Raw genomic sequence first — 25554 nt, forward strand, 5'->3', positions numbered from 1 at the left:
CCGTTCTTGCGTCGACGATCTTCCTTGACATCACGGCGGTTCTCATAATCCTGGCCGCATTTGCCGCTGCGCGTTTGATTACAACGTCAGGCGCAGGTTCCATCGAACGGCTTCGTACCGCGTAAAGCCAGCGAGGGCGTCGCCCGCGTGTGTTGCGGCGAACGAGTGCTTCCGCGCTCGTCGGCCTCGACGCAGTGGGGCGGGCTGATCTGCAATCTGCTTTGCCTCTGATCGATTAGGTCGCCCTGTCGGGAACGCTTGGCGCCCCAACCTTGTCGCCACACAGGTCGATGGCTAAACTCAGCCTTCCCAAGGGAGGCTCGAACATGGCACTTCACCTTTCGGCGGAAACTGTAGCTCCCAGGGCGGCGGCACCTCAAAAGTATCTCTTCGGCCCGGTTGCCGATTTCCTCATGCTCGGTGGGAGCGCATTTCTGATCCTGCCGTTTCTGTTCTTGGTGCCGCTCGAGTACGAAGGCGCTGTAGCCGCAACGATGGTCTTTGTGGCCTACGTGATAAACTATCCCCACTTCGCCCACTCATACCAGCTTTTCTACCGCAATTTTGGGCGCAAGGTGAGCGGGGACGGATACGACAGGGGCCTTCAGTTTCGCTACATTTTCGCAGGCATCGTCGTTCCCGTCATCATGGGCGCGTTCTTTGCGTATGGCGCGGCAGCGGCGAACGCCCGCCTCTTGGGATATGCAACCAATGCGATGTTCTTTTTCGTCGGCTGGCACTACGTCAAGCAGGGCTACGGCATGCTGATGGTGGATGCCGTCCTGAAGCGCAAATTCTTCGACGATCGAGACAAGAAGGTGCTGCTGGTCAACAGCTATGCCGTGTGGATCCTGGCATGGCTTCAGACGAATACGGCAGTCACCCAGGGCAAATATTATGGCCTGGAATATTACACATTTGCGGCCCCGTCGTGGATCATCAACATTGTCCTGCTGCTGGCGACTGCTTCCACGGCGGCCACGGGTCTGATGCTGGTCGATCGCTGGCGAAAAAACGGCGGCAACCTGCCGTATAACGGCGTCGTGGCCTACGTCGCATCGCTCTACCTTTGGATTCTGATTGCGAGGATAAACCCGCTCTGGCTGCTTGTGGTGCCCGCGCTCCACTCGCTCCAATACTTGGCGGTGGTTTGGCGCTATCAGACCAATGTCGAGCGCGACGATCCTGGCGCCGTCGGAGATCCGCCGCTGAAGCTCCTGGCCTTTCTTGGTCCGCTCTACAGGCTGCGGGTCCTGGGATTTATCGTCGGTGGTGCCGCACTTGGATATCTCGGTTTCTGGCTGATCCCGTTCGTGCTGACTGCCTTGATCCCGTACGACAAGCAGGTGCTCGGTTCATCGCTCTTCTTCTTCATCGTGCTGATATTCATCAACGTGCACCACTACTTCCTGGACAACGTGATGTGGCGCCGCGGCAACCCGGAGGTGTCGAAGTATCTGTTCCGCTAGGCTGTTCGGCGGCGGCCCGCAAAGGTTCGAATTCCATCGCGCTGGCCGGAAACTCAAGATCGTCCGAAGGCGCCAGAAGGTGGCTCGGAACTGCCGGTCAAGCGTATGGGAGAGGCCGGGTCCGGCAGGGCCTCGGGGTGGCCAGCAACAGGCTGGCACATCCAGAGATGCCGACCACTACGACGAGAGCGGAAATTCCTCCGGCCAAGAAAACGGGATAACACCCAACTTGCTCGACAGCGCGTATCTGTTGATCACTAGCTAACTTATTCTGGCTATATATCGCCCGTGGGCAGCAGAAATGCGTGGGTTGCATGCCTTGGGTTGTCGGCATTGTTGACGCTTGGGCTGGATCGGGTGACACGATGGGCGACAGGTCAGATTTCGCGGCGATCCAGACCGAACAGGGCAGCCTGCGCGCCGATGATGCGGGGGCTCCAATTGTATCGGCGATTATCCCTTGCCTGAACGAAGAGCGCACGCTCGGCATCTGCATTCGCAAGGCTCTTGATGTCTTTGCCGCGCGTGGCATCAGCGGTGAGGTGGTCGTCGGAGACAATGGGTCAAGCGATCGGTCGGTTGAAATTGCCGAGTCCCTCGGCGCGCGTGTCGTGCACCAGCGGGTCAAAGGATATGGCGCGGCGATCAGTGCAGCGGCTGAATCCGCGCGAGGCAAGTACCTCATCATGGCGGATGCGGACGATTCCTACGACTGGAGCAAGCTCGGCGACTTCGTCGACGCCTTGGAGGGTGGTGCCGACCTCGTCATGGGCAATCGCTTTGCGGGCGGTATCGAGCCTGGGGCCATGCCTCCGCTGCATCGATATCTGGGCAATCCGGTGCTTTCAACGATTGCCCGCTGGCTTCACCACTCTCCGGTACACGATTTCCATTGCGGCATGCGCGGATTCACCCGCGATGCGTTTCGCAGGATAGGCGCGCGCTCGCCCGGCATGGAATTCGCCTCGGAGATGGTTATCAACGCGCATCGCGCAGGCCTGGTGATCCGCGAAGTGCCGATCAAACTCCATCGGGACAAGCGAGACCGGCCACCTCATCTGCGTTCATTCCGTGATGGTTGGCGGCACCTGCGGCTGATCGTGGCCCATGCGCCCGATACCATGTACCTCATACCGGGCGTGAGCTTGCTGGTGCCCGGCATTGTTGGCCTTGCAATCCTCGCTGCCGGGCCTGTTCGCATCGGTGGGTGGTATTTCGGAATTCACTTCGTCGCGCTCTCCGCCATGGCGACACTGATTGGCCTTTCAGCCATCCTGTTCGGGATGCTGGCCAAGGTCGCGATCGCGATCTACCAGCCAGTCCACGGAGGCAGACTTGTACCCATGCTGATGCGCGGTCGCCCGTTGGAATGGCTGCTCTTCTCAGGCGGCGTGCTTGCCGTGGCCGGCTTTGTCGCGGATGTATTACTGGCGCTACGTTGGTTTTTTGTCGGCGGGCCAATGGAGCAGTCGGTGCACCTGACCTTTGTGATCACCACTGCCTGCGTGGCCGGCATGTCCATGGTGCTGTCCGGTTTCGTGCTCAAGCTGCTGCTTGATAATTTGGGTGACAAGCGTGCGTTCTAACCGTCCGACTGCCTTCCGAGCGGAAACTCGAGCAGGTAGCCGCGTGGCCGAAAAGCCATTTCTGTCCGTTGTCATGCCGGTCCATGAAGGAGCGGCATGGATTGGCGCGACACTTGACTCGCTGGCTGCTGAGCCGACCGACGGCCTCGAGATAATCGTTATCGACAGCAGCCCGACGAGCGCCACCGCTGCGATTGTCGAGCGATTTGTCCACCAATTGCCCCTTCGGCTGCATCAGCGAAGGGATCTCGGGCAGTGGCAGACGAAGACCAACCTGGCCGTCGAGCTGGCGGCCGCCGATCATGTCTGCATACTCCCATCCGACGACCTGTGGCTGCCTGGACGCGTCGCGGCCGCTCGCCGCTGGCTTGCAGACGCTCCCGAAGCCGCACTTCATTTGGCCCCGACCGCTATCGTCGACCGCAACGGCCGGCGAATGGGGCGCTGGAACTGTCCCTTGCCGGCTGACGAGGTGCTCGGAGCTGAGTTCCTGCTGGAACGGCTGCTCGTGCAAAATTTTGTCTCGGTGCCCGCGCCGGTATTCCGCCGAAGCGCGTGGCTGGAGTGCGGGGGCTTGGATGAGAGACTCTGGTATACGGCGGATTGGGACATTTGGGCGAAGCTCGCCAGTACTGGACCGGTGACCTATCACGACGAGATCACGACGGCCTTTCGGGTTCACGGCAGCTCGCTGACTGTAACCGGATCCCGTGACGCGAGCGAGTTCCGATCACAAATGCAGATAGTCCTGGAGCGCCATTTGCACCGGCTACCGGCAAGCAGTCGCCGCCGGGTCGAACCGGCCGCTCGGGCGTCGATCAGCGTCAATGTGTTGCTGGCCGCTGCGTCGGGCGGTAATTTGAGGGCTTTGGTTCGCGCGACTGGTGTTGTGCTGTCGCTCGGGCCGATCGGAATGAGGCGCTATTTGCGCGACTCGCGGTTGCGTGAGCGTACCGTGAGCCGACTTCGCGCGAAACTGACGGGAGCTTTCTGAGCCAATGCCCAGGACAGCTACGACCTCCGGTGAGCAGGCGGGGCAGGAGCGCCTTGCGGGTGCCCGTGAAAGACCGCTCTTGGAACGAGGGTGGCGATACACACTGGTTGGGTTGGTGTGCGCCATTACGCACAACGTTATCATGATTGCGGTCGATCAAGTGGGGGTGCATTACCTGCTGGGCACCGTGATTTCATTCATGGCAGTAACGCCCCTCGGATACGCACTGCACAGCCGCTTCACCTTTGCCGAGCCTCTTCGCTTGAAGGCATTCGCGCGTTTCATAGGAGGCGTGGCCACGGCCTATCCAGTCTCGGTGGCCATGATGATGGTTCTCTGTTCCGGTCTCGGTCTTGGTGTTGCGATTGCGACACCGATCGCTACCGTCGCTCTATTCGTCTGGAACTTTGTCGCTGCGCACTGGGCCATCCTGCCGCGGCTCTATCTGCAGCCCGCAACCGTGCCGACGGCACCCTCCCGCCCGGCGAACCAGCAATCAGTGGGAAATGAGGAATAAGAATGTTGGCACCAGGTCAGGTCGCGCGCAGGGTTCTCGGCCGCCATTTTGAGCCGGTCGGCAAGGCCTATCGCCGTGTGTTCGTCAACCTCGACACAATAGCGGATTTTCTCGATGGCGAGCTGCCGAACGGCGCGAAGATCTTGGATATCGGCGGAGGTGACGGCGCGCTTATCGAGCGGGTTCTGGATCGACGCCCTGACCTGGCGGTTACGATGTGCGATCCAGCTCCTGTAATCGGTACATTCCTGAGCAACGCAAATCGGGCGAGGGTTGAACTTCTGCCCGCGACTGATCTCACCTGTGTAACGGGATCTTACGATGTCGTAACGATTTGCGACGTCATCCATCATGTGCCGGTCGATCAGCGCGACGCCTTCTTCAAATCGCTGGCTGAAAGCTGCGAACGCTGGGCCTGCCGGAAGATCATCCTGAAGGACGTTGAGCCCGGAGCAATACGCGCCACGCTGTCGCTTCTTGCAGACTGGTACATTACCGGCGACAGGCATGTCGTGCTGTTTTCACGCTCGGACTTTGCGGCCATGGCGCGACGGCATTTCCCGAAAGCGCAGAGAGCGTCGGCGGTCCCGGACTGGCCGAATTATTGCGAAGTGCTGAGTTGGTAGTCTCTGACTGATTGACCCGCGAGACGACGAAGCCCGCGAATGGATGCCACCATTCCTTGCGCTGTTGGGTGTGCGCTGCGAGTGAGAGTCACGGGTTTGGGGGTATCTTGAACACGCAGGAACCGGGACACGGACTAACCAGGCTATTTGGTTTCGAGCAGCGCCAGGCCGCGATATATTTGGGTGTCCTGATCGCACTCAAGATTATTTTGCTGTTCGCCCTGGCTTGGAACACTCGCTTCGTCATGGACGAATTCGTCCAACTTGGATGGGCCAAATATTTCTCCAACGGCCTGTTCGATAGTATCTGGCATGCCAAGGCGGTCGGCTATGCGGTCTTTTACGAGATTGCCCACCTGATCGGCTGGGATGCCCCATCGATTCTGCTTACCGGCCGCATGCAGGTTGCGCTGCTGGCATGCGTGACCATCGCTTTCGTCTATGCATGCGCTCGCGCACTTGGCGAAGACCGCGTGCGCGCGCTGGCAATCGTCCTCATCCTGCTCTGCTTCTCGAATTTCATGGAGCGCATCTTTCGCACCATCGCCGAACCACTGGCGGTTTTCTTCGCCGTGGCGGCGCTGCTGGTTGTCTTGCGGGCCCATGCGTTGAGCGCAAGGCAGCTTCTTGCCGCTGGCATCCTAAGCGGCTTGGCCTTCCTCGCTACTCAGAAGTCAGTCTACTTCAATGTTGCCCTAGGGCTTGGCTTGGTCGCTGACGCAGCTTTGCAGAGACGCTACGCAACAGGCATAGTCCGCGGAGCATGGCTCGTGCTGGGATGGGCTCTTCCTGCAATTGCCTATTGCTTCATCTTCGGTAGCGGCGACCCCGTTCCTATTGCCAGGAGCCTCGTATTCGGCCCGCTTGATATTGCGATGCGAGGGGGCGGTGAATACGGGGGGCTGAGGCGCTTCGTGCTGCAGACGCTCCTGCGGAACTTCGTACCCTATGCCCTCTGTTTTTCCGGCATGGCTCTGTCGCTGATGCAGATCATGAAACTCGATGAACGAAGGCGAATTGCGCTGATCTTCACTGTAGTCATCACAGTGCTGGTTTTCGCGCACGACCAGCCGTGGCCCTACGTGTTCATCATGGCTCTGCCGTTCATGTCACTGTGGTCGTTGGTACTGCTCGACGGCATCGCAACCCACGCGCGTTACCTGCGCCTTGCATGGGTGGCGCTGATCACCAGCGTGGCCATAAGCTACGTGAGCAATCTCATTTATCTTCGCACCGAAAACAATGCGGCCCAACTTGAGCTGGTCGCGCGTGCAGGGTCGTTGCTCGCACCCGATGAGCGATATTTCGACGGTATCGGGATGCTGCCCAATCGGAAGGAGCCGACAACTTTGTGGCTCGATCGGCACTATGTTTTCGCGACCTTGCGGGAAGGCAGGAATTCCGAGGTCTACAAAGTCTTTAGCAAGTCTCCGCCGAAGATGATCCTGTGGTCCTATCGGATGGACAATATCTATCCCGTGGTCGCGCCTCTGATTGCGAACAGCTACGTCAGCGTCGCACCAAATCTCAGGATCGCCGGCTGCCGCCTTCAGCCCGGTGAGAAGACGATTTTCAACGTCCCGATTGCCGGAAGCTATGCGCTCTACGGCGCAACCGGGACGCCCTTGCAAGGTTCGGTCGAAATTGACGGCGCCGTGCTTGATCCGCCATTTCATCTTGAGACCGGATCAAAGACCCTGACATTGAAAACCGATTCCGGCGAAGCATTGCTGCTGCCGACAGGTTCGTACGCCGGGCATTTCAAGGCGGGCAGTGACAACGATCTATTTGCCAACATCTACGACTGAGCCGATTTACGGTCATCGGCAAACAGCGCGATGCCGCCGGGATCAACGGCCAATGCATTACCTGCAAGGATAATGTTTAGCCGGTTGCACAGCGGTTGGAGTCCGAAGGCGCTCGCATTCCCGCATTGGCGGGGACGAGCCGGACGCGCATGGCGCCACGCTCCGCATAAGGTCTAGCCGCCCGCGCCGTCGTCCATCATTGTGTTGGTCAGCGCCTCATAGGCCATGCTGCATGTCTCGGAATGCGGGCAGTCCTTCACAACGAGCACCGGTGCAATGGTAAAGATCGCCGCGATGAAGATTTGTAGGCCGAGACTGATGGCTCTCATCTTCCTGCCGAACAGGCCGCTGAAGAAGAAATAGAGACCCTGAGCCATGCAGGCTGCCGTCAGAATGCCCAGAAGCGGGCGGGTGGCTCTGGCAAAGGGGGTAATGTAGCCGTCCGGAAAACCCACCATGCTGAGCTCTATGGACCATTGCAGGGCCAGCACAACGCTTAGCGCCGCCCAGACACGAGCGGCCGCGCGCGTAAACAGCATTTGCTTTGACCTTTCGCCGGCAGCAGGCTCCAATAAACCTCAAGCCCCTCCGAAAACCAGCGAGACATTGCCGCCGGCGTGGCGCTCCAGCCGGCCGGCGAGGTCCAGTTCCAGCAGCACCATCGAAACCTGCGCGGCGCTGAGGCCGGTATGGCGGATGACATCGTCCACTGCCACCGGCGTCGGGCCGAGCGCTTCGAGCACACCGGCACGCTCGTCCTCGCCGGGCGGCGGCGTTGCCGAGAGTTCGGGCGGCTCGGCAAGCGGCGCCGTCCTTGGCGGCCGGGTGCCGGCGAGCGGCGCGATCGCGCTGGCAATGTCGGCCGCTTCGGTCACCAGCGTAGCGCCATCCTTGAGCAGGCCGTTGGAGCCGGCGGCGCGCGGATCGAGCGGCGAGCCCGGCACGGCAAAGACAAGCCGGCCCATCTCGCCGGCCAGCCTGGCGCTGATCAGCGATCCGGAGCGTTGCGCCGCCTCGATCACGACCAGCCCGAGTGCGGCACCCGCCACGAGCCGGTTGCGGCGTGGAAAATCCTGCGCGCGCGGCTGCCAGCCGAACGGCATTTCCGAAATGATGGCGCCGCCGCGCTCGGCGATCTCGTTGCTGAGGCCGGCATTTTCGGGCGGGTAGGGCAGGTCGAGCCCGCCGGCGAGCACGCCGATCGTTCCCGTCGCTATGCTGCCCTGGTGCGCTGATGTATCGATGCCGCGCGCCAGCCCGGAGACGATCGCGTAGCCATCGCGACCAAGATCCGCCGCCAGCATGCGCGCCATCTTGATGCCGGCAAGCGAGGCGTTGCGGGCACCGACGATGGCGACCGCCGGCAGACGGAAAACCGCGGCCTCGCCTTTCACCGCAAGCAGCGGCGGCGGGTTGTCCATGTTTTTCAGCAAGGGCGGATAGTCGGCCTCGCCGATGCCGACGAAGCGGGCACCGGCCTGGCCGGCGGCCTCCAGTTCCGCCTCCGCCTCGGTGACCGAAGGAATGCGGGCAATGCGGCTGGCACCGCCGGAGATCATCAGCTCGGGCAGCATCTCGAGCGCCGCCTCGGCCGAGCCGAACCGGTTGATGAGCTGACGGAAGGAAGCCGGGCCGACATTCGGCGTGCGGATCAGGCGAAGCCAGCTCAGCCGCTGCCGGTCGCTGAGGTGCGGCCCGACGGCAGGTTTGCTCACCCCTTGGCTCCGATCTTGCCCTCGGTGCCGGCGAGTAGCCGCGAAATGTTGGCACGGTGTTTTATGATGGCGATCAGGCTCATCACCGCGAACAGGCCGGCGATCTGCGGCGTGCTGAGAAAATAGAGTGCGATCGGCACCACCACGGCCGCCACCAGTGCCGCCAGCGAGGAGTAGCGGAACAGGAAAGCGACGGCGAGCCACACGACGGCGAAGATCAACGCCACCTGCCAGGCCAGCCCGATCAGCACGCCGAGATAGGTGGCGATGCCCTTGCCGCCCTTGAAGCCGAGCCAGGCCGGGAAGAGATGGCCGAGAAAGGCACCAAAGCCGGCCCAGAGCCCGAAATCCGGCCCGAAGCGGGCGGCGATCAGCACCGCCGCCGTGCCCTTCAGCGCGTCGAGCAACAGCGTCGCTACGGCGAGCCCCTTGTTGCCCGTGCGCAGCACATTGGTGGCGCCGATATTGCCGGAGCCGATCTTGCGTACATCGCCGAGGCCGGCGGCACGGGTGACCAAGAGGCCGAAGGGAATCGAGCCGAGCAGATAGCCGAACAGCAATGCCAGGATGAGGCCGTAACTCATTGTTTCCCCCCGCGTTTCCCCAACCGTTCGGAACAGCGCAATGCGCCGTGGCCGACTTAGGCCGAAAACACTGTGCGGCCCGCTACCATCGTTTGCAAGACCTTGCCTTGCAGCCGCGCGCCTTCGAAACAGGTGTTTTTCGAACGCGAGCGAAGGCCGCTTTCGCTGACCACCCACGGTTCGTCGAGGTCGACGACCGCAAGGTCGGCGACAGCGCCTGGCTTCAGCGTGCCGCCGGGCAGGCCGAACAGTCTTGCGGGAGCGGTGGACAGTGTCTCGATCAGCCGAAGCAGCGGCACATCGCCATTGTGGTAGAGCCTGAGTGCGGCGCCCAGCAGCGTCTCCAGGCCAATGGCGCCGGCAGCCGCGTCGGCGAAGGGCAGGCGTTTGGTGTCGACGTCCTGCGGGTCATGTGAGGAGACGATGATGTCGATCGTGCCGTCCTTGACCGCCTCGATCATCGCCAGCCGGTCCTCTTCGGCCCGCAGCGGCGGTGTCAGCCGGAAGAAGGTTCGGTATTCGCCGACATCGTTCTCGTTGAGCGACAGATTGTGGATCGAAACGCCCGCCGTGACATTGGCACCGTCGGCCTTCGCTCGTGTCACAGCTTCCGCCGCCATCGCCGTCGAGATCTTGGCCGCGTGGTAGGCGCCGCGCGTCAGCCGCGCCAGCGCCAGGTCGCGTTCCAGCGGGATCGCTTCGGCCTCGCGCGGGATGCCGGCAAGGCCGAGCCAGCTGGCATAGAGGCCTTCATTCATGACGCCGGCCGAGGCGAGGTCGGCGTCCTGGGTCTCATGCGCGATGACGCCGCCGAAATCGCGGGCATAGGTCAGTGCCCGGCGCATCACCAGCGCGCTTGATATGGTGTGGCGACCGTCGGTGAAGGCGACCGCGCCGGCTTCGCGCAGCAGGCCGAACTCGGTCATCTCGCGGCCGGCAAGACCCTTTGTGATCGCCGCCGCCGGGAAGATGTTGACCACGGCCGTGTCCTTGGCGGTGCGCAGCACGAACTCGACCAAAGCGACATTGTCGATCACCGGGTCGGTATCGGGCATCATCACGATGGAGGTGACGCCGCCTGCCGCAGCCGCGACACTCGCCGAGGCAATCGTCTCACGGTGCTCGCCGCCGGGTTCGCCTATGAAAACACGGGCGTCGATCAGGCCGGGAATGAGCGCCTTGCCGGCGCAGTCGACGACGATGGCGCCCTCCGGCATGCCCTGGTTCAGGGCGGCCTTGCCGGCAGCAACGATCTTGCGGCCCTCGACGATGACGGTGCCGATCTCGTCGACACCGCGCGACGGGTCGACGATATGCGTCTTGCTGAACACGGTCGTCGTCATGCGCCGCGCCCCTCATGGTTGCGGCGCGGGTCGAGCAGCGCTTCCATCACCGCCATGCGCACGGCGACACCCATTTCGACCTGCTCCTGGATGACGCTCTGCGGACCATCGGCGATTTCCGAGGCGATCTCGACGCCGCGGTTCATCGGGCCGGGATGCATGACCAGCGCATCGTCCTTGGCCGCCTTCAGCTTTTCGGCGTCGAGGCCGAAATAGCGGAAATACTCGCGGATCGAAGGCACGAAGGCGCCTTCCATCCGCTCGCGCTGCAGGCGCAGCATCATCACAACGTCGGCGTCCTTCAGGCCTTCGGCCATCGAGCGCGCAACGATCACGCCCATCCTCTCGATGCCTGACGGCAACAGCGTCGAGGGGGCGACGACGCGCACCTGCGCGCCGAGCGCGTTCAAGAGCATGATGTTGGAGCGCGCCACGCGCGAATGCAGGATGTCACCGCAGATCGCCACGATCAGCTTTGACAGCGGTCCCTTGGCGCGGCGGATGGTCAGCGCGTCGAGCAAAGCCTGCGTCGGATGTTCATGCGCGCCATCGCCGGCATTGACCACCGAGCAGCCGACCTTCTGCGCCAGAAGCGCCGCCGCTCCAGCCGATTGGTGGCGGATGATCAATATGTCGGGGCGCATGGCGTTCAGCGTCATCGCCGTATCGATCAGCGTCTCGCCCTTCTTCACCGAAGAGCTTGCCACCGACATGTTCATGACGTCGGCGCCGAGCCGTTTGCCCGCAAGCTCGAACGAGGACTGCGTGCGGGTGGAGGCTTCGTAGAAGAGGTTGATCTGGGTGCGGCCGCGCAGCGTCGAGGTCTTCTTCTCAGGCTGCCGCGAAATGGCGACGGCCCGGTCCGCCCGGTCGAGCAAAAGCTCGATATCGGCGGGGGAAAGATCGCGGATGCCCAGAAGATGGCGGTGGGGATAGAGCGGCAGGGACGAAGCATCGGTCATCTCAAGGCGCTGCTATAGGGTGCAGAATTCCCTGCTGCAAGCACCGGCTTTGGATTGCGGCCTTTCTCCCCGGTATTTTCGTCGCGCGCCTTGCGTGGCTTGGGCTATAACCCGCCGATGGCTTCGGATTCGACCGACCTGCGACGACAAGGACAAAGCGTGACCGACGACGTGACCAACCAGCCGCCGCCGCTGACGGGCGGCAACGCCTGGCGGGGCGATCCGTTGCTGATCCAGCTTGCCGAGCGCTTTTCCGATCCGGTGCGCAAGGATCTGGATGGGCTTGGCCGCTTCGTGCTGACGCAGGAAGCGCAGGAACTGGCCCGTCTCGCCAATGTCGAGACGCCGAAGCTCAGGACCCATGACCGCCAGGGGCGGCGCGTCGATCTGGTCGAGTTCCATCCCGCCTACCACGCACTGATGCGCCGTTCGGTCGCCAACGGACTGCATTCCTCGGTCTGGGAAAATGGCGACGCCGAGATCGGCCGCCGCCATCAGGTGCGCGCCGCCCGCTTCTACATCACCGCCGAGCTCGAGACCGGGCATCTCTGCCCGATCACCATGACCAGCGCCTCTCTTGCGGCGCTGATGGCCAGCCCAAAGCTGTTCCGCGAATGGGCACCACGGGTGACGACGCGCAAATACGACCAGAGCCAGAAGCCGCCGGTTGAAAAGACCGGGCTAACGCTCGGCATGGGCATGACCGAGAAGCAGGGCGGCACCGACGTGCGCGCCAACGTCACCAGGGCCGAGCGCGCCGGCAGCGGCTTCTATCGCCTGACCGGCCACAAATGGTTCATGTCGGCGCCGATGTCGGACGCCTTCCTGGTGCTTGGACAGGCGCCGGAAGGTCTTTCCTGCTTTCTCGTCCCGCGCATCCTCGGCGACGGTTCTGGCAACGGCTTCCGCTTCCAGCGGCTGAAGGACAAGCTCGGCAACCGCTCCAATGCCTCGTCGGAAGTGGAGTTCGTCAATGCCATCGGCGAGATGGTCGGCGAACCCGGGGCAGGGGTGAAGACGATCATGGACATGGTGACGCTGACCAGGCTCGACTGCGCCGTCGCCTCCTCGGCGATCATGCGGGCGGGTCTCGCGGAGGCGGTGCACCACACCCGTCATCGCCAGGTGTTCGGCGCCAGTCTGATCGACCAGCCGCTGATGCAGCGCGTGCTTGCCGACATGGCGCTCGACGTCGCCGCCGCCACCGCGCTGTCGTTCCGGCTGGCGCGCTCCTTCGACGAGGCGGCCAGTGACCGTGGCGAGGCGGCCTTCGCCCGTGCCATGACGCCGGTCGTCAAATACTGGGTCTGCAAGATCGCGCCGCCGCTGCTCTACGAGGCCATGGAATGTCTCGGCGGCAACGGCTATGTCGAGGAGGCGCCGCTCGCCCGCTACTACCGCGAAGCCCCGGTCAATGCGATCTGGGAAGGCTCGGGCAATGTCATGGCGCTCGACGTGCTGCGCGTGCTCGGCCGCGCGCCGGGCCTGTTCGAGGAGGTGCTGGCCGGCATCGACCGCGACCTCGGCGCCGGCGGACGCGGCACCATCGGCGTGCTCAAGGCGGCCATGCAGGTGGCGGCGACCGACGAGGGCTCGGCGCGATTGCTCACCGAGCAACTGGCGTTGTCGGCGGCCGCAGCCGAGTTGCGTCGGCTGGGGGCAGGGCGGATTGCCGACGCCTTCGTCGAGACGCGGCTCGCCGGCCAGTGGCGCAACACCTACGGCATGCTCGATTCGCGCCACGATGCGCGCATGATCATCGACACGCTCTATCCGCCGGTGAACTAGCGCCGACGCGGGCTTTTCGCGGTTCGCCTTGTCCTGTGGATAGCCGTTAACCTTAACAAATGGTTTCCGTTGCGGTGGCCGGCCGCAGAGCCCACAGTCCTGCTGGAGCAAGGATTGGTTAACCATAGGCCGCCTGTGCTCGCGAAGCAGGAACGCCATGCGGCACGTACTGACCTCATTTCTGGCATTGCACTGGGCTCTCGTTTTCGCCCTGCTCGCCTTCATCTGCATCGATGGCAACCGCGGTGTCGCCAGCGCACTCGGCGTGCTGGGTGTGGCTGTCGAGAGCACCCACTTAGCCGGTCTAAATGACGCCGTCGTCGTCGCGCCTTTGGCCATCGCACTGCTGGTCGTGGCGGTCCTGTTCTGCTGGGCTTTCGTCGAGACCCTGCTCAACATCGCGGCAAATCCCGATGCCACCGACATCGTCGTGCGCATCGCCTTCATTTCCGCGTCCGGTGTCCTGTCGCTGATCCTGGTCGGCGGCGCCGCGCAAGGCATCGACGGACAGTTCATGGTCATTGCCGTGCAACTGACGGCGCTGCTGGCATCCTATGTTGCCGTGCTGGCCGAGCGCAGGTCGGCCTCGGCCACGACGGTTGTCGCCGAGAGCGAGATCCGTGCCAGAGCCAACGTCATGGCAAGAGGGGCAGCGCACAGTTCCTTGCTCAACCGTATTTCCGGCCGATCGGACACGAAGCATGGGGATGGCCGCTGATGCGCATTCTGTTCGCACTGTGGGCGGCCCCCATGGCCTTGTTCTGGGGCTGGTTCTATTTGTCGCTCAACGACATCAATTTCGGCTATGTGATGCTGAGCCGTCGGCTGCATGATTTGGTGTTCGAGCTCTACGGCCAGATGCTGGGCATCGATCCGGCAATCATTCCGGGCATGGTGGCCAAAACCTGCGTCTTCGACGGCTTCCTGCTGATGGCGTTGTGGGCGTTTCGCCGCCGCCGCAACATTGCCGCCTGGATCAGGAACCGCTGGATGAATCCGGTCCCGCCTGAGCGGATGGCCCGAGCGACTGAAGCCGGTCAAGGACTCCCTGCAGAATAAAGGCGGCCGCCGCCGAATCGATCTTGCCGGCGCGCTTCTTGCGCGAGAAATCCATCTCGATCAGGGTCCGCTCGGCCGCCACGGTCGACAGTCTCTCGTCCCAGAGTACGAAAGGCAGGTCGGACAGGGCAGCCATGTTGCGTACGAAGGCCCGCGATTTCTGGGCACGCGGGCCCTCCGACCCGTCCATGTTGACCGGCAGGCCGAGCGCGATGGCGCCGACATTGTCCTTCTGCAGTTGGGCAAGCAACAGGGCCGCGTCGAGCGAGAATTTCTTGCGCATAATGACAGGGCGCGGATGAGCGAAGGACAGGCCGCGGTCGGAAACCGCCACGCCTATCGTCTTGTCGCCGAGGTCGAGCCCGGCCAGTGTCCTGCCGCCGACAAGCCGTGCCGGCAATTCCTCGATCGCTATGATCCCCAACGGTTTTCCTTCGATGGAGCGTGACACGCTCTTTTGACCGGCAACGACACTATGGCACTTTCATTCTGCAGGAGGCGTTCTATCTTCCGGCGCAGCAAAAATCGAGGAACACGACTGATGAAACTGACCTGGTATGGACATTCGGCATTCCGCATCGAAACGGCGGACGCCAACATCCTCATCGACCCCTACCTGGTCGGCAATCCGTCCTGGACGGGCGGCTGGGAAGGGCCGGCGGAAGGGGTCACGCATGTGCTGCTGACCCACGGCCACAACGATCACGTCAGCGGCGCGCTGGAAGTCCTCAAGAAGAGCGGCGCCATGCTGGTCGCCAATTACGAGATCTGCATGTACCTCGTCGGCAAAGGCGCCAGTGGCGACAAGATCAATCCCGGCAACATCGGCGGCACCGTCGATTGCGGCGCCTTCACCACCACCTTCGTGCAGGCGCTGCACTCGTCATCATTTGGCGGCGAGGGCGGTCAAAACACCTATCTCGGCAATCCCGGCGGGCTCGTCCTGCACTTCCCCGAGGACAAGACGCTTTACCATATGGGCGACACCGACATCTTCTCCGACATGGCGCTGATCAACGAATTGCACGAGCCGAAGATCGGCATCGTGCCGGTCGGCGACCGCTTCACCATGGGCGGCGCGGTGGCAGCCCTTGCCTGCCGGCGCTTTTTTCGCTTCGATACGGTCGTTCCCTGCCATTTCGGCACGTTTCCGATCATCGATCAGACGGCGGAAAAATTCGTTGCGGGAATGGAGGGATCAGGTGTGGAGGTGGCGTTGCCGGGGATCGGCCAGACCATCACTCTCTAGAAAAACCGTCGCACTCTAGAAAAATGGAATGAAACCATGGCGTTCAGGCAGACTCTTTGCGTTTCGATGTTGGTCGCTGCATCTCCCGCGCCGGCGGCCGAGGATTTCATCGAAGGAGTCTATCTCCAGTCCGAGGAGCTCTGCGCCAAGGCCAAGAAGGAGACGCTGCAGAACGTGATCGACGCCGGCAACATCGTGCTGTCGGCCCACGGCCTGCAAAGCGTCGAATACAATTGCGAATTCCTTCAGGTCACCAAGGCAACGCTCTCGCCAAGCTGGGCGGTCACCGCCATCTGCCAGGAGCCAGGCTTTGTCTTTCCGGATGTCCTTTCGGTCACGCAGATGAGCCCGACTCAGATCGACCTGGTTTCGGTCCGCCCGGTCGTCGACGAAAGCGAGCAGGCCGGCAACGGCGGCAGTTACGTGCTGTGCGACGGCGTGGCTCTGCCTTGATGCAATTCCAGGAACGGCGTCGAAAGACGGCACGATGATGAGTGGAGCTGCGTAAGCCCGTGAAAATCCTGGAACGGTTGGGCCTGAAACGGCCGGTGTCAGAACCGAGCCCCGACCGACCGGTCTTTCGCAAGCTCGAGCTGCATGTCGCGCATGGCTGCAACCTGTCCTGCGAGAGCTGTTCGCACTATTCCAACCATGCCCATGCCGGCATCGTGTCGCTGGAAGATGCCGACCGCTGGATGGGCCTGTGGAGCCGTCGCGCATCGGTCACGCGGTTCTCGCTGCTTGGCGGCGAACCCACCATCCATCCGGAGCTGCCGCGTTTCGTCGGTCTGGTGCGAAAACACTGGCCGCGCACCAACATCGAGATCGTCAGCAACGGTTTCTTTCTGCATCGCCATCCTTCCTTGCCGGCCGTCCTTGCCGCCGATCCCGACGCACGCCTGGTCATCTCCGTCCACCATATGGCACAGGAATATCAGGAGAAGCTGAAACCGGTCTTTGCCCTGTTGCAGGAATGGCGGCGCGACCACGGCGTTGTCGCCACAATCCGACCCGCGCACAAGAACTGGACGCGGCGTTACGAAGGTTTTGGCGACACGATGCTGCCTTTCGAGGACGCTGACCCGCGCGCCAGCTGGCAGACCTGTCCGGCCCGCCATTGCAAGCAGCTTCTCGACGGCCGTATCTGGAAATGCGAGCCGCTGGCTTATCTGCCGATGCAGAAGGCGAAATACCGCCTCTCCGAGAAATGGGATCCCTATCTCGGCTACCAGCCGCTCGAACCCGATTGCTCTCCGGCCGAGCTACAGGCGTTCGCCGCGCTCGAGGACGAGGTTGCTTGCGGCATGTGCCCGGCCAAGGAGCGCCTTTTCGAGCTGCCCGTTCCGCTGCGCCCGCCCAGGTCCCGGGCCATCCCGGCCATTTAGCCGTTCCAGGCCTGCCGATCCCGGCACGATGCATGTTGCGCGTCACGCGCCGCGCCGCTATAGCGCTGGTTTTCCCGAGGCAACAGAAATGTCCGTTGATCTTCAGACAGTGAAGCGCGTCGCGCACCTTGCCCGCATTGCGGTGAGCGAAGAGGACGCCGAGCGCATGACCGGCGAGTTGAACGCCATTCTTGGCTTCGTCGAACAGTTGAACGAGGTCGACGTCTCCGGCGTCGAGCCGATGACGTCGGTCACGCCGATGGAGATGAAGAAGCGCCAGGACGTCGTCACCGACGGCAGCAAGGCCACCGACATCGTTGCCAATGCTCCGGCGACCGATGAGAATTTCTTCCTCGTTCCCAAGGTGGTGGAGTAGGTGCCGGTGGCAGTCGAGATCGCCATCGAGACGCCGCTGCAGGACGACGTGCGCGGGCTGGTCGAGGAACTCAACGCCACGCTGCTCGAGCTGACGCCGCCGGAGCATTGCTACCACCTGACCGTCGAGCAGATGGCCGGCGAGGACACGAGCGTCTTCATCGCCCGCGACAACGGCCTTGCCATCGGCTGCGGCGCGCTGAAGCGCCATGATGGCTCGGTCGGCGAGGTCAAGCGCATGTACACGCGGCCCTCGCATCGCAGGCAGAAGATCGGCGCCAAGATCGTCGAGCGGGTCGAGGCGCTGGCACGCAGCGAAGGGCTGAAGCGTCTGGTGCTGGAAACCGGCGACCGCCATCCTGCCGCCTGGGCCGTTTACGAACGCGCCGGCTTCTCGCGCTGCGGCCCGGTCCTAGATTATCCCGATTCCGAGTGGTCGGTGTTTTACGAAAAGAGCCTTGCCTGATGAGCGACCTGACCCACCTGACGATTTCGCAGGCCCGTGCCAAGCTGCGCGGCAAGGAAATTACCGCGGCCGAGATCACCGAGGCTTACCTTTCGGCGATCGAGCGCGCCAATCCGGTGCTCAATGCCTATGTCACCGTGACTGAGGACAAGGCGCGCGATATGGCCAAAGCCTCCGACGCCAAGCTGGCCAAGGGCGAGGGCGGTGCGCTGGAGGGCATCCCGCTCGGCATCAAGGACCTGTTCGGCACCGAAGGCGTCCACACCCAGGCCTGCAGCCACGTGCTGGACGGCTTCAGGCCGCGCTATGAATCGACCGTCACCACGAATCTGTGGGCCGACGGCGCCGTCATGTTGGGGAAGCTCAACATGGACGAGTTCGCCATGGGCTCGTCCAACGAGACCTCGTATTACGGCCCGGTGATCAACCCGTGGCGGCGCTCGCGCCTCGACACGGTGGTGATGCCGACGACGCATCAGGGCGATGGTGGCTTTGTCTCGGCCGGCGGCACCAGGACCGCGCGCACCCTCGACAACGCGCAGCTCGTTCCGGGCGGCTCGTCGGGCGGCTCGGCGTCCGCCGTCTCGGCCTTCCTCTGCGCCGGCGCCACGGCGACCGACACCGGCGGCTCGATCCGTCAGCCCGCCGCCTTCACCGGCACGGTCGGCATCAAGCCGACCTACGGCCGCTGCTCGCGCTGGGGCATCGTCGCCTTTGCTTCCTCGCTCGACCAGGCCGGACCGATCGCCCGCGACGTGCGCGACGCCGCGATCCTGTTGAAGTCGATGGCCTCCGTCGATCCGAAGGACACCACTTCGGTCGACCGTCCCGTGCCGGACTACGAGGCGGCGATCGGCAAGCCGATCAAGGGCATGAAGGTCGGCATTCCAAAGGAATACCGCGTCGACGGCATGCCCGAGGACATCGAGGCGCTCTGGCAGAAGGGCATTGCCTGGCTAAAGGATGCCGGTGCCGAGATCGTCGACATCTCGCTGCCGCACACCAAATACGCTTTGCCGGCCTACTACATCGTCGCGCCCGCCGAAGCTTCGTCCAACCTTGCCCGCTATGATGGCGTCCGCTACGGCCTGCGCGTGCCGGGCAAGGATATTATCGACATGTATGAGAAGACCCGCGCCGCCGGCTTCGGCCGCGAGGTCAAGCGCCGCATCATGATCGGCACGTATGTGCTGTCGGCCGGCTACTACGATGCCTACTATCTGCAGGCGCAGAAGGTGCGCACCCTGATCAAGCGCGACTTCGAGAACGTCTTCGCGGCAGGCGTGGATGTGATCCTGACCCCGGCGACGCCGTCGGCTGCCTTCGGCGTCGCCGACGAGGACATGGCCTCCGATCCGGTCAAGATGTACCTCAACGACATCTTCACCGTGACCGTCAACATGGCCGGCCTGCCCGGCATCGCCGTGCCCGCCGGCCTCGACGCCAAGGGCCTGCCGCTCGGCCTGCAGCTCATCGGCCGTCCTTTCGATGAGGAAACGCTGTTCCAGACCGCCCATGTCATCGAGCAGGCGGCCGGCACATTTCAGCCGGAGAAGTGGTGGTAGGATCGTTCCTGTCTAGCGCATGACCCCGAAAATCGACATCGATTTTCGGAAAAGGATCATGCGCAAAATCAAAGTGTTACAGCGTCCTTTGCGCGTCCAGGGACGCGCGGCGCTGTAATGGGGCAAGGGATGTTCTTCTATCTTTCCAAAATCTTCTGGTTCTTCATCCAGCCGCTCAACCTGGCGATCTTCCTGCTGCTGGCCGGATTGCTCGCCGCCTTGCTTGGGCGCCGAAAACTGTTCGCTACCGGCAGCGTGCTAGCCTTCCTCATCCTCGCGCTGGCGGCATGGACCTCGCTTGGCGCGATGCTGCTCAATCCGCTTGAAGAGCGCTTTCCCAAGCCGCCGCTGCCACAGAAGGTCGACGGCATCGTCGTGCTCGGCGGTGGTTTCGAGGGCACCATCAATCTGGTGCGCGGCGGCTATGAGCTGAATTCCGGCGGCGACCGCATGGTCGAGACCGCGATCCTCGCGCGGCGCTTTCCCGAAGCTAAGGTGGTCGTCTCGGGCGGCAATGGCGAGCTTTTCCTCGAAGGCGAGGGCGATGCCGACACTGCACCCCGCCTGCTTGGCGCGCTCGGCGTCGTGTCCGACCGCCTGATCCTTGAGAACAAATCCCGCAACACCTACGAAAATGCCGTCTTCACCAAGCGATTGGTGGCGCAGAAGCCGGGCGAGACCTGGCTGCTGGTGACCTCTGCCTTCCACATGCCGCGTGCCAAGGCACTGTTCGACAAGGCCGGTTTCGCGACCATTCCCTGGCCGGTCGACTACCGCACCTCGGGCAAGGAGGGCACGGGCCTGTTCCGCGACAATCCGGCCGATTCGCTGCAGGTCACCACCATGGCCATTCGCGAATGGATCGGGCTATTCGCCTATTGGCTGTCGGGCCGGATCGATCAGCCGTTTCCGGCGCCCGGCGGCTGACCGATCACCGCCTGTCTGGCGGCGGAGAAGAACTGGCGGCGCACCAGCACCGCTAGCAACAGCAGCGTCGACAGCACGAACACGATCGGGTCGACGAACCAGCCGAGATAGGCGATCGAGAAGAACACGCCGCGCAGGCCGGAATTGAAATGCTTGCCGGCCAGCATGTTCATGCGCGCCGCACGCCAGACCGCTGTTTGCGTAACCGGATTGCGTGAGGCCTCGCCATGCGGAATCGGCACGCAGCCGATCAGGATCGAGCAGTAGTTGAACAGGCGGTACGCCCAGCCGAACTTGAAGAAGGAAAAAGCCAGGATCAGCACCAGGCCGAGCACCTTCATCTGGAACGCCGCGCGCGACGAGGTCGTGCCGAAGGGCAGGTCGCTCAGCACCGAGAGAACCTGATCCGAGGCGCCAAGCAGCGCAAAACAGCCGCCGAGCGCGATCAGCGAACTGGAAGCGAAAAAGGCGGTGCCCTGCTGCAGGCCGCTCATGATCGCGGTGTCGACGATGCGAATCTCACGCTCGGCCATGGTCCGCATCCACGTCTCGCGCTGCGCGTTCATCGCCGTCGTCAGCGACACACGGCTGACCAGTCTTCCGTCGGAGGCTAAAGTATGCAGCACCCAGACGAGGAGGAAGAAGGCCAGTGCCGCGATATCGGCCGTCGACAGATGGAAGGAATCGCCCATGTTCCTTTGTACCACAGGCAAGCCCGCCGCTTCGATGACCGGCTAGGCCGGCAACGGTTCGGCAGTTTTCACGCGCAAGGCGTCGATGACCATGTCGGTCCTGGTGACCCATCCGAACGCGTTTTCGAAATTCCACAGCGTTGACTGGCGGTTGAAGTCCGGGCCCGAATGGTTCATCGCGTCCTCGACCAGGATCGGCCAGAATTCCAGCATGTAGGCGTCGCGCGCCGTTGCATCGACGCAAACATTGGTGGCGACCCCGGTGAACAGCAGATGGCGAATCCTGCGGGCTCGCAGATACGCCTCCAGACCGGTGTTGCAAAAGCCGCTGTAGCGGGATTTGCGGATGACATGGTCGCCGGGCTCGGGTTTCAGCGCATCGACGATTTGCCAATCCCAGCTGTTGTCGATCAGCAGCTTGCCGCGAAGCTCCGGGCGCCCGCGCATCATGGCCATCCCCAGTTCCTTGTGGTAGTTCGGTGAGGAGGGATCTCCTGCATCGCTGAGATCGGGTCTGTATGACATCTGCAGATAGACCACCGTCACGCCTGCTTTGCGCGCGGCGGCAAGCAGGCGCTTGTTGGCCTCGATGGCTGGTGCCGCGCCGGATATGTCGAACCCTGCCAGGTCGAACATGCCGCCTGCCGAAACAAAGGCGTTCTGCATGTCCACCACAATGATGGCTGTCTGGGCAGGCACGATACCCACTGGCTCCGGCTTGGCGTTCAAGGCGAGCATTGCTTCCTCCCTGGGTAAGTGACAAGCAAGGCACTGGCGCCGCCGTCGGGGGCGCAAGGCGCAGATTAATTGCGCCGTCGTCGTCTAGCAACCAATGTCGCTGCAGGAGCAAACAAGGTCGGCAGGCGCCGCGCCGCGATCTTCAAAACAGCGGAAACGTCTTGGGAATTCCTATATATAGGTTTCAAAGGGTCCAAGTTTCAAAGGACCAGGAGACAGCGCCGCGTGTTCCTTTCGGTTTTCGACCTGTTCAAGATCGGCATCGGCCCGTCGAGCTCGCACACGATGGGGCCGATGACGGCCGCGCGGCGCTTCCTCGACGAGGTTGCCGGGGACGACTGGCCGCGCCCGGCCGGCGCAAAGGTCGAGCGCATCGCCGCCAGCCTGCACGGCTCGCTCGCCTATACCGGCATCGGCCATGGTTCGGACCGCGCCGTTGTGCTGGGGCTGGCCGGTGAGACGCCACAGACGGTGGATCCCGACCAGGCCGACGGCATTGTCGCCCGCATCGTCACCGAAAGGCGAGTCTCGCCGCCCGGACACCCGTCCTATCGCTTTGATCCGGCCACCGATCTGGTGCTCGACAAGAAGACGCCGCTGACCGGCCACGCCAACGGCATGGCCTTCTACGCTTACGATGCCGACGACCGCCTGCTGCTCAAGCGCATCTATTATTCGATCGGCGGCGGCTTCGTCGTTTCCGACGAAGAGCTGCAGCGGATTAAGGCCAAGGGCTCGGTGACGACCGAAGGCAAGAAGGTGCCTTACCCCTTCAAGAATGCCGTCGAAATGCTTGCGATGGCAGGCAGGAGCGGGCTTTCCATCGCCGAGATGAAGCGCGTCAACGAGGAGACGCAGATGTCGCGCGAGAAGCTCGACACCGGCCTCGACGCCATCTGGAGCGCCATGAAGGGCTGCATCGATCGCGGTCTGTCGCAGGACGGCATCATGCCCGGCGGGCTGAAGGTGCGCCGCCGCGCCCGCCGGTTGCACGACAAGCTGCAGGAACAATGGCAGCAGAACCGGCCGAACCCGCTGCTCGCCAATGACTGGCTGTCGATCTACGCCATGGCTGTCAACGAGGAGAACGCCGCCGGCGGCCGCGTCGTCACGGCGCCGACCAATGGCGCTGCCGGCACACTGCCGGCGGTGCTGCGCTACTGGCTGCATTTCCATCCCGAGGCCGACCAGCCGAGCATCCGCGACTTCCTGCTGACGGCGGCGGCCGTCGGGGGCATCATCAAGACCAACGCTTCGATCTCGGGCGCCGAGGTCGGCTGCCAGGGCGAGGTGGGTTCGGCCTCGGCGATGGCGGCGGCTGGGCTTTGCGCCGTTATGGGTGGCACGCCCGAGCAGGTCGAGAACGCTGCCGAGATCGCGCTCGAACACCATCTTGGCATGACCTGCGATCCGGTCGGCGGGCTGGTGCAGGTGCCCTGCATCGAGCGCAACGCACTGGGCGCCGTCAAGGCCGTGACCGCCGCCTCGCTGGCGATCAAGGGCGACGGCGTTCATTTCGTGCCGCTCGACGCGGCGATCGAGACCATGCGCCAGACCGGTCTCGACATGAACGAGAGGTACAAGGAGACCAGCCTTGGCGGTCTCGCCGTCAATGTGGTGGAGTGCTGAGCCGACCCCGGCGGCCCGTACTGGCACTGTGGAGAAGTCGATCAGGCCGTTGACGCGCTGGGCTGTCAGGCTAAATCTTGGGCCATGGCTCTCAATCTCCTAAAACTTTGCGTCGGCTGCGACAGCGTCGAGGATCTGGAAGAGTGGATCGCCTTCCGTCTCGATGAGCGTCGCCGCGCCGGGGAGCCTGCGGAACACTGGCACACCACCCGCATGGTGCCGACGCGTGGCGCCGAGATCACCGATGGCGGCTCGCTCTATTGGGTGATCAAAGGCAATGTGCAGTGCCGCCAGCTGATCACCGAGATCCGGCCGTTCACCGATGACGAAGGCATCGGCCGCTGCCATCTCATGCTCGACCCGCAAGTCGTGCGCACCGACTGGCAGCCGCGCCGCGCTTTCCAGGGCTGGCGCTACCTGAAGCCGTCCGATGCGCCCGCCGATCTCGGCAAGGGCAAGGCCGCGATTGCCGAGATGCCACCGAAACTGCGGCTCGAACTGGCCGAACTCGGCCTGCTTTAGTCAGCTGTCCTGAAACCGCTTCTCCTGCCCGGCCGTACTGGTCCTTCATGTCGCCCATGATGGGACTTGCAAGCGCTGCCGCCGCGCCACATCTTGATCTCATGAGCGACAACAAGCAGCCCGTGCCCGCAAAGGCCGATTCTGCGCCGGTCAAACCTCAATCCAGCGCCGGCGAGATCGATGCCTTTATCCGTCAGGCGAGGACCCTTGCCGCGTCCGCGACCGGCGTGGGCCGTCTGATCCTGTCCCTCGACGCAACGATGAGCCGGCAGCCGACCTGGGATCTGGCCAATGCGCTGCAGGGTGAGATGTTCGACGCCGTCGGCAAGGTCGGCAGCCTCAGCGTCCAACTGGTCTATTTCCGCGGGCTTGGCGAATGCCGCTCGTCCGATTTCGTCACCGACACCAATGCCTTGAAGCAGTTGATGACCGGCATCGAATGCCGCAGCGGCAACACCCAGATCGGCAAGGTGCTCGCCCATGCGCTGAAGGCGACGGCCAAGGCCAAGGTCAATGCCCTCGTCTATATCGGTGACGCGATGGAAGAAAACCTCGACGACCTAGCCGACAAGGCCGCCAGCCTCGGTCTGCATGGCGTTCCGGTCTTCGTCTTCCAGGAAGGTCATGATTCCGGCGCGGAAAAGTCGTTCAAGGAAATCGCGCGGCTGTCCAAAGGGGCTTGGTTCCGGTTTGATCGGCGGGCTGCCGCGACGCTGGCAGGGCTGCTTTCGGCGGTCGCCATGTTTGCGACCGGTGGGCTGAAGGCGCTGGAAGCCAGGGGTAGTCCGGGAGACCGGCTGTTGATCGAGCATTTGCGGGGCGGTGGGAGCTGATGGGCGCAATCATCGCACTTGTTGCACTGGTTCTGGTGCTTTTGGGCGTCGCGGCGATTTTCGTGCGCGCCGATCCGGCAAAGGTTGCGGACGGCTTGAAGACGCTGGGGCCGGTTCTTCTGGCACTGGTCGGCGCAGCCGTGCTTGTCGCGGGGCGCAGCGGCATCGGCGGCATGATGCTGGTTGGCGCGGCCGCCTGGTATGGTTCGATGAGGATGGCGCGGCCAACATCGAAACCGGCGGCCAGCAAGCGTTCGACTGTGCGCACCGCGGCGCTGGAGATGGAGCTCGATCACCAGACCGGCGGTCTGGAAGGCCTGGTGCTGGCCGGGCGCCACGAAGGCAAGATGCTTGGCTCGATGGGCCTGGCCGAATTGCAGCAGCTCTACCGCGAACTCCCGGGCGATCCCGAGAGCCGCCAGCTGCTAGAGACGTATCTTGACGGCAGATTTCCCGTCTGGCGCAAAAACGCTGAGCCGGACGGTGGCGAAGGGCTGGGTGTTGCGCCAGGTGCGGGCGCCATGACTAAGGAGGAGGCCTACAAGATCCTTGGTCTTGAAGCGGGGGCCGCCGCGGCGGATGTCCGCAAGGCGCACCGCCGCCTGATGCAGCGCCTGCACCCCGATATCGGTGGCACGTCGTTCCTTGCGGCGCGGATCAATGAAGCCAAGGACGTCTTGCTCTCCAACCACAATTAGTCTCCTTCGACGCAGAAATTTCCC

Annotated in this window: 28 protein-coding genes; 20 read left to right on the plus strand and 8 right to left on the minus strand. The window is 63.2% G+C overall.

The window, feature by feature from the left end:
- The first annotated feature begins 326 nt into the window (after positions 1–326).
- The 6 genes from A6B35_RS18580 (at position 327) to A6B35_RS18605 (ending at position 7000) form a co-directional block, all read left to right on the plus strand.
- Positions 327–1469 (plus strand): hypothetical protein, encoded by a 1143-nt coding sequence (locus A6B35_RS18580; RefSeq protein ID WP_006202096.1) that lies wholly within the window; start codon positions 327–329, stop codon positions 1467–1469.
- A 365-nt stretch (positions 1470–1834) separates the two neighbouring features.
- Positions 1835–3055, plus strand: a complete 1221-nt coding sequence (locus tag A6B35_RS18585) for a glycosyltransferase family 2 protein (RefSeq protein WP_006202097.1) — start codon at positions 1835–1837, stop codon at positions 3053–3055.
- Positions 3056–3098: 43 nt separating this feature from the next.
- Positions 3099–4049 (plus strand): glycosyltransferase, encoded by a 951-nt coding sequence (locus A6B35_RS18590; RefSeq protein ID WP_244425924.1) that lies wholly within the window; start codon positions 3099–3101, stop codon positions 4047–4049.
- A 142-nt stretch (positions 4050–4191) separates the two neighbouring features.
- Positions 4192–4566 carry a GtrA family protein gene (locus A6B35_RS18595; protein WP_244425925.1) on the plus strand — a complete coding sequence of 125 codons (375 nt, stop codon included), beginning with the start codon at positions 4192–4194 and terminating at the stop codon, positions 4564–4566.
- 2 nt (positions 4567–4568) lie between these two features.
- The gene (locus A6B35_RS18600) at positions 4569–5192 is read left to right on the plus strand and encodes a class I SAM-dependent methyltransferase (RefSeq protein WP_006202100.1); all 624 of its coding nucleotides are present in this window, start codon (positions 4569–4571) and stop codon (positions 5190–5192) included.
- Between the two features lie 107 nt (positions 5193–5299).
- A complete protein-coding gene (locus A6B35_RS18605; RefSeq protein ID WP_139032205.1) occupies positions 5300–7000 on the plus strand; it encodes an ArnT family glycosyltransferase in 1701 nt (566 codons plus the stop codon).
- A 173-nt stretch (positions 7001–7173) separates the two neighbouring features.
- On the opposite strand, the gene A6B35_RS18610 is transcribed toward A6B35_RS18605, so the two are convergent.
- From A6B35_RS18610 to A6B35_RS18630, 5 genes are read right to left on the minus strand one after another with little or no spacing between them, the layout of a single operon-like run.
- Complete coding sequence (locus A6B35_RS18610) at positions 7174–7539, minus strand: hypothetical protein (RefSeq protein ID WP_006202102.1); 366 nt, start codon at positions 7537–7539, stop codon at positions 7174–7176.
- Positions 7540–7578: 39 nt separating this feature from the next.
- Positions 7579–8715, minus strand: coding sequence for a DNA-processing protein DprA (gene dprA, locus A6B35_RS18615; protein WP_006202103.1), 1137 nt, complete (start codon positions 8713–8715; stop codon positions 7579–7581).
- Positions 8712–9299 (minus strand): glycerol-3-phosphate 1-O-acyltransferase PlsY, encoded by a 588-nt coding sequence (plsY, locus tag A6B35_RS18620; protein WP_006202104.1) that lies wholly within the window; start codon positions 9297–9299, stop codon positions 8712–8714. Before plsY ends, dprA begins: the two co-directional genes overlap by 4 nt.
- A gap of 56 nt (positions 9300–9355) precedes the next feature.
- On the minus strand, positions 9356–10642 hold the full coding sequence (locus A6B35_RS18625) for a dihydroorotase (protein ID WP_006202105.1): 1287 nt from the start codon (positions 10640–10642) through the stop codon (positions 9356–9358).
- Entirely contained in the window at positions 10639–11604 is a 966-nt protein-coding gene (locus A6B35_RS18630; RefSeq protein WP_006202106.1) for an aspartate carbamoyltransferase catalytic subunit, read from the minus strand. Before A6B35_RS18630 ends, A6B35_RS18625 begins: the two co-directional genes overlap by 4 nt.
- 117 nt (positions 11605–11721) lie before the next feature.
- On the opposite strand from A6B35_RS18630, the gene A6B35_RS18635 reads away from it, so the two are divergent.
- The 3 genes from A6B35_RS18635 to A6B35_RS18645 all read left to right on the plus strand — a co-directional run bounded on the left by A6B35_RS18635 (position 11722) and on the right by A6B35_RS18645 (position 14451).
- Positions 11722–13392 (plus strand): DNA alkylation response protein, encoded by a 1671-nt coding sequence (locus A6B35_RS18635; protein ID WP_436249279.1) that lies wholly within the window; start codon positions 11722–11724, stop codon positions 13390–13392.
- A 157-nt stretch (positions 13393–13549) separates the two neighbouring features.
- The gene (locus A6B35_RS18640) at positions 13550–14110 is read left to right on the plus strand and encodes a hypothetical protein (RefSeq protein WP_006202108.1); all 561 of its coding nucleotides are present in this window, start codon (positions 13550–13552) and stop codon (positions 14108–14110) included.
- Entirely contained in the window at positions 14110–14451 is a 342-nt protein-coding gene (locus A6B35_RS18645) for a DUF6105 family protein (protein WP_006202109.1), read from the plus strand. Before A6B35_RS18640 ends, A6B35_RS18645 begins: the two co-directional genes overlap by 1 nt.
- On the opposite strand, the gene ruvX is transcribed toward A6B35_RS18645, so the two are convergent.
- A complete protein-coding gene (gene ruvX / locus A6B35_RS18650) occupies positions 14369–14875 on the minus strand; it encodes a Holliday junction resolvase RuvX (RefSeq protein WP_006202110.1) in 507 nt (168 codons plus the stop codon). The two genes, A6B35_RS18645 and ruvX, sit on opposite strands and share 83 nt — an antisense overlap.
- A gap of 117 nt (positions 14876–14992) precedes the next feature.
- Here ruvX and A6B35_RS18655 point away from each other — a divergent pair, with 117 nt between their 5' ends.
- The 7 genes from A6B35_RS18655 (at position 14993) to A6B35_RS18685 (ending at position 20418) form a co-directional block, all read left to right on the plus strand.
- Positions 14993–15700: a metal-dependent hydrolase gene (locus A6B35_RS18655; RefSeq protein WP_006202111.1), complete on the plus strand. Its 708-nt coding sequence runs from the start codon at positions 14993–14995 to the stop codon at positions 15698–15700.
- Between the two features lie 36 nt (positions 15701–15736).
- A complete protein-coding gene (locus A6B35_RS18660) occupies positions 15737–16153 on the plus strand; it encodes a hypothetical protein (RefSeq protein WP_006202112.1) in 417 nt (138 codons plus the stop codon).
- Between the two features lie 59 nt (positions 16154–16212).
- Positions 16213–17085 carry a radical SAM protein gene (locus A6B35_RS18665; protein WP_202799450.1) on the plus strand — a complete coding sequence of 291 codons (873 nt, stop codon included), beginning with the start codon at positions 16213–16215 and terminating at the stop codon, positions 17083–17085.
- A gap of 88 nt (positions 17086–17173) precedes the next feature.
- Positions 17174–17461 carry an Asp-tRNA(Asn)/Glu-tRNA(Gln) amidotransferase subunit GatC gene (gatC, locus tag A6B35_RS18670; protein WP_006202114.1) on the plus strand — a complete coding sequence of 96 codons (288 nt, stop codon included), beginning with the start codon at positions 17174–17176 and terminating at the stop codon, positions 17459–17461.
- 6 nt (positions 17462–17467) lie between these two features.
- A complete protein-coding gene (locus A6B35_RS18675) occupies positions 17468–17926 on the plus strand; it encodes a GNAT family N-acetyltransferase (RefSeq protein WP_040582733.1) in 459 nt (152 codons plus the stop codon).
- Positions 17926–19491, plus strand: coding sequence for an amidase (locus tag A6B35_RS18680; protein ID WP_006202116.1), 1566 nt, complete (start codon positions 17926–17928; stop codon positions 19489–19491). The genes A6B35_RS18675 and A6B35_RS18680 overlap by 1 nt, the downstream gene beginning before the upstream one ends.
- A gap of 129 nt (positions 19492–19620) precedes the next feature.
- Positions 19621–20418: a YdcF family protein gene (locus A6B35_RS18685; protein WP_006202117.1), complete on the plus strand. Its 798-nt coding sequence runs from the start codon at positions 19621–19623 to the stop codon at positions 20416–20418.
- On the opposite strand, the gene A6B35_RS18690 is transcribed toward A6B35_RS18685, so the two are convergent.
- A complete protein-coding gene (locus tag A6B35_RS18690) occupies positions 20391–21110 on the minus strand; it encodes a DUF599 domain-containing protein (RefSeq protein ID WP_006202118.1) in 720 nt (239 codons plus the stop codon). The two genes, A6B35_RS18685 and A6B35_RS18690, sit on opposite strands and share 28 nt — an antisense overlap.
- Before the next feature lie 42 nt (positions 21111–21152).
- On the minus strand, positions 21153–21848 hold the full coding sequence (locus A6B35_RS18695) for a cysteine hydrolase family protein (RefSeq protein WP_006202119.1): 696 nt from the start codon (positions 21846–21848) through the stop codon (positions 21153–21155).
- Between the two features lie 225 nt (positions 21849–22073).
- On the opposite strand from A6B35_RS18695, the gene A6B35_RS18700 reads away from it, so the two are divergent.
- The 4 genes from A6B35_RS18700 (at position 22074) to A6B35_RS18715 (ending at position 25530) form a co-directional block, all read left to right on the plus strand.
- A complete protein-coding gene (locus tag A6B35_RS18700) occupies positions 22074–23477 on the plus strand; it encodes an L-serine ammonia-lyase (RefSeq protein WP_006202120.1) in 1404 nt (467 codons plus the stop codon).
- Between the two features lie 84 nt (positions 23478–23561).
- Entirely contained in the window at positions 23562–23999 is a 438-nt protein-coding gene (locus A6B35_RS18705; protein ID WP_040582725.1) for a DUF1489 family protein, read from the plus strand.
- Between the two features lie 101 nt (positions 24000–24100).
- The gene (locus tag A6B35_RS18710; protein WP_040582735.1) at positions 24101–24832 is read left to right on the plus strand and encodes a vWA domain-containing protein; all 732 of its coding nucleotides are present in this window, start codon (positions 24101–24103) and stop codon (positions 24830–24832) included.
- Positions 24832–25530 carry a DnaJ domain-containing protein gene (locus A6B35_RS18715; protein WP_006202124.1) on the plus strand — a complete coding sequence of 233 codons (699 nt, stop codon included), beginning with the start codon at positions 24832–24834 and terminating at the stop codon, positions 25528–25530. Before A6B35_RS18710 ends, A6B35_RS18715 begins: the two co-directional genes overlap by 1 nt.
- The last annotated feature ends 24 nt before the right edge of the window (positions 25531–25554 follow it).

This window comes from Mesorhizobium amorphae CCNWGS0123 (genome assembly GCF_001686985.1).
GTDB classification, from domain to species: domain Bacteria; phylum Pseudomonadota; class Alphaproteobacteria; order Rhizobiales; family Rhizobiaceae; genus Mesorhizobium; species Mesorhizobium amorphae.

What these genes read in the sequence shown, in the direction of transcription:
- A6B35_RS18705 (WP_040582725.1), top strand. Translation starts at nt 23,562, where the DNA reads ATGGCTCTCAATCTCCTAAAACTTTGCGTCGGCTGCGACAGCGTCGAG.
- A6B35_RS18580 (WP_006202096.1), top strand. Translation starts at nt 327, where the DNA reads ATGGCACTTCACCTTTCGGCGGAAACTGTAGCTCCCAGGGCGGCGGCA.
- A6B35_RS18610 (WP_006202102.1), bottom strand. Translation starts at nt 7,539, where the DNA reads ATGCTGTTTACGCGCGCGGCCGCTCGTGTCTGGGCGGCGCTAAGCGTT.
- A6B35_RS18635 (WP_436249279.1), top strand. Translation starts at nt 11,722, where the DNA reads ATGGCTTCGGATTCGACCGACCTGCGACGACAAGGACAAAGCGTGACC.
- A6B35_RS18660 (WP_006202112.1), top strand. Translation starts at nt 15,737, where the DNA reads ATGGCGTTCAGGCAGACTCTTTGCGTTTCGATGTTGGTCGCTGCATCT.
- A6B35_RS18645 (WP_006202109.1), top strand. Translation starts at nt 14,110, where the DNA reads ATGCGCATTCTGTTCGCACTGTGGGCGGCCCCCATGGCCTTGTTCTGG.
- A6B35_RS18655 (WP_006202111.1), top strand. Translation starts at nt 14,993, where the DNA reads ATGAAACTGACCTGGTATGGACATTCGGCATTCCGCATCGAAACGGCG.
- plsY (WP_006202104.1), bottom strand. Translation starts at nt 9,299, where the DNA reads ATGAGTTACGGCCTCATCCTGGCATTGCTGTTCGGCTATCTGCTCGGC.
- A6B35_RS18715 (WP_006202124.1), top strand. Translation starts at nt 24,832, where the DNA reads ATGGGCGCAATCATCGCACTTGTTGCACTGGTTCTGGTGCTTTTGGGC.
- A6B35_RS18710 (WP_040582735.1), top strand. Translation starts at nt 24,101, where the DNA reads ATGAGCGACAACAAGCAGCCCGTGCCCGCAAAGGCCGATTCTGCGCCG.
- A6B35_RS18630 (WP_006202106.1), bottom strand. Translation starts at nt 11,604, where the DNA reads ATGACCGATGCTTCGTCCCTGCCGCTCTATCCCCACCGCCATCTTCTG.
- A6B35_RS18625 (WP_006202105.1), bottom strand. Translation starts at nt 10,642, where the DNA reads ATGACGACGACCGTGTTCAGCAAGACGCATATCGTCGACCCGTCGCGC.
- A6B35_RS18585 (WP_006202097.1), top strand. Translation starts at nt 1,835, where the DNA reads ATGGGCGACAGGTCAGATTTCGCGGCGATCCAGACCGAACAGGGCAGC.
- A6B35_RS18690 (WP_006202118.1), bottom strand. Translation starts at nt 21,110, where the DNA reads ATGGGCGATTCCTTCCATCTGTCGACGGCCGATATCGCGGCACTGGCC.
- A6B35_RS18695 (WP_006202119.1), bottom strand. Translation starts at nt 21,848, where the DNA reads ATGCTCGCCTTGAACGCCAAGCCGGAGCCAGTGGGTATCGTGCCTGCC.
- A6B35_RS18680 (WP_006202116.1), top strand. Translation starts at nt 17,926, where the DNA reads ATGAGCGACCTGACCCACCTGACGATTTCGCAGGCCCGTGCCAAGCTG.
- A6B35_RS18595 (WP_244425925.1), top strand. Translation starts at nt 4,192, where the DNA reads ATGATTGCGGTCGATCAAGTGGGGGTGCATTACCTGCTGGGCACCGTG.
- A6B35_RS18685 (WP_006202117.1), top strand. Translation starts at nt 19,621, where the DNA reads ATGTTCTTCTATCTTTCCAAAATCTTCTGGTTCTTCATCCAGCCGCTC.
- gatC (WP_006202114.1), top strand. Translation starts at nt 17,174, where the DNA reads ATGTCCGTTGATCTTCAGACAGTGAAGCGCGTCGCGCACCTTGCCCGC.
- A6B35_RS18640 (WP_006202108.1), top strand. Translation starts at nt 13,550, where the DNA reads ATGCGGCACGTACTGACCTCATTTCTGGCATTGCACTGGGCTCTCGTT.
- A6B35_RS18600 (WP_006202100.1), top strand. Translation starts at nt 4,569, where the DNA reads ATGTTGGCACCAGGTCAGGTCGCGCGCAGGGTTCTCGGCCGCCATTTT.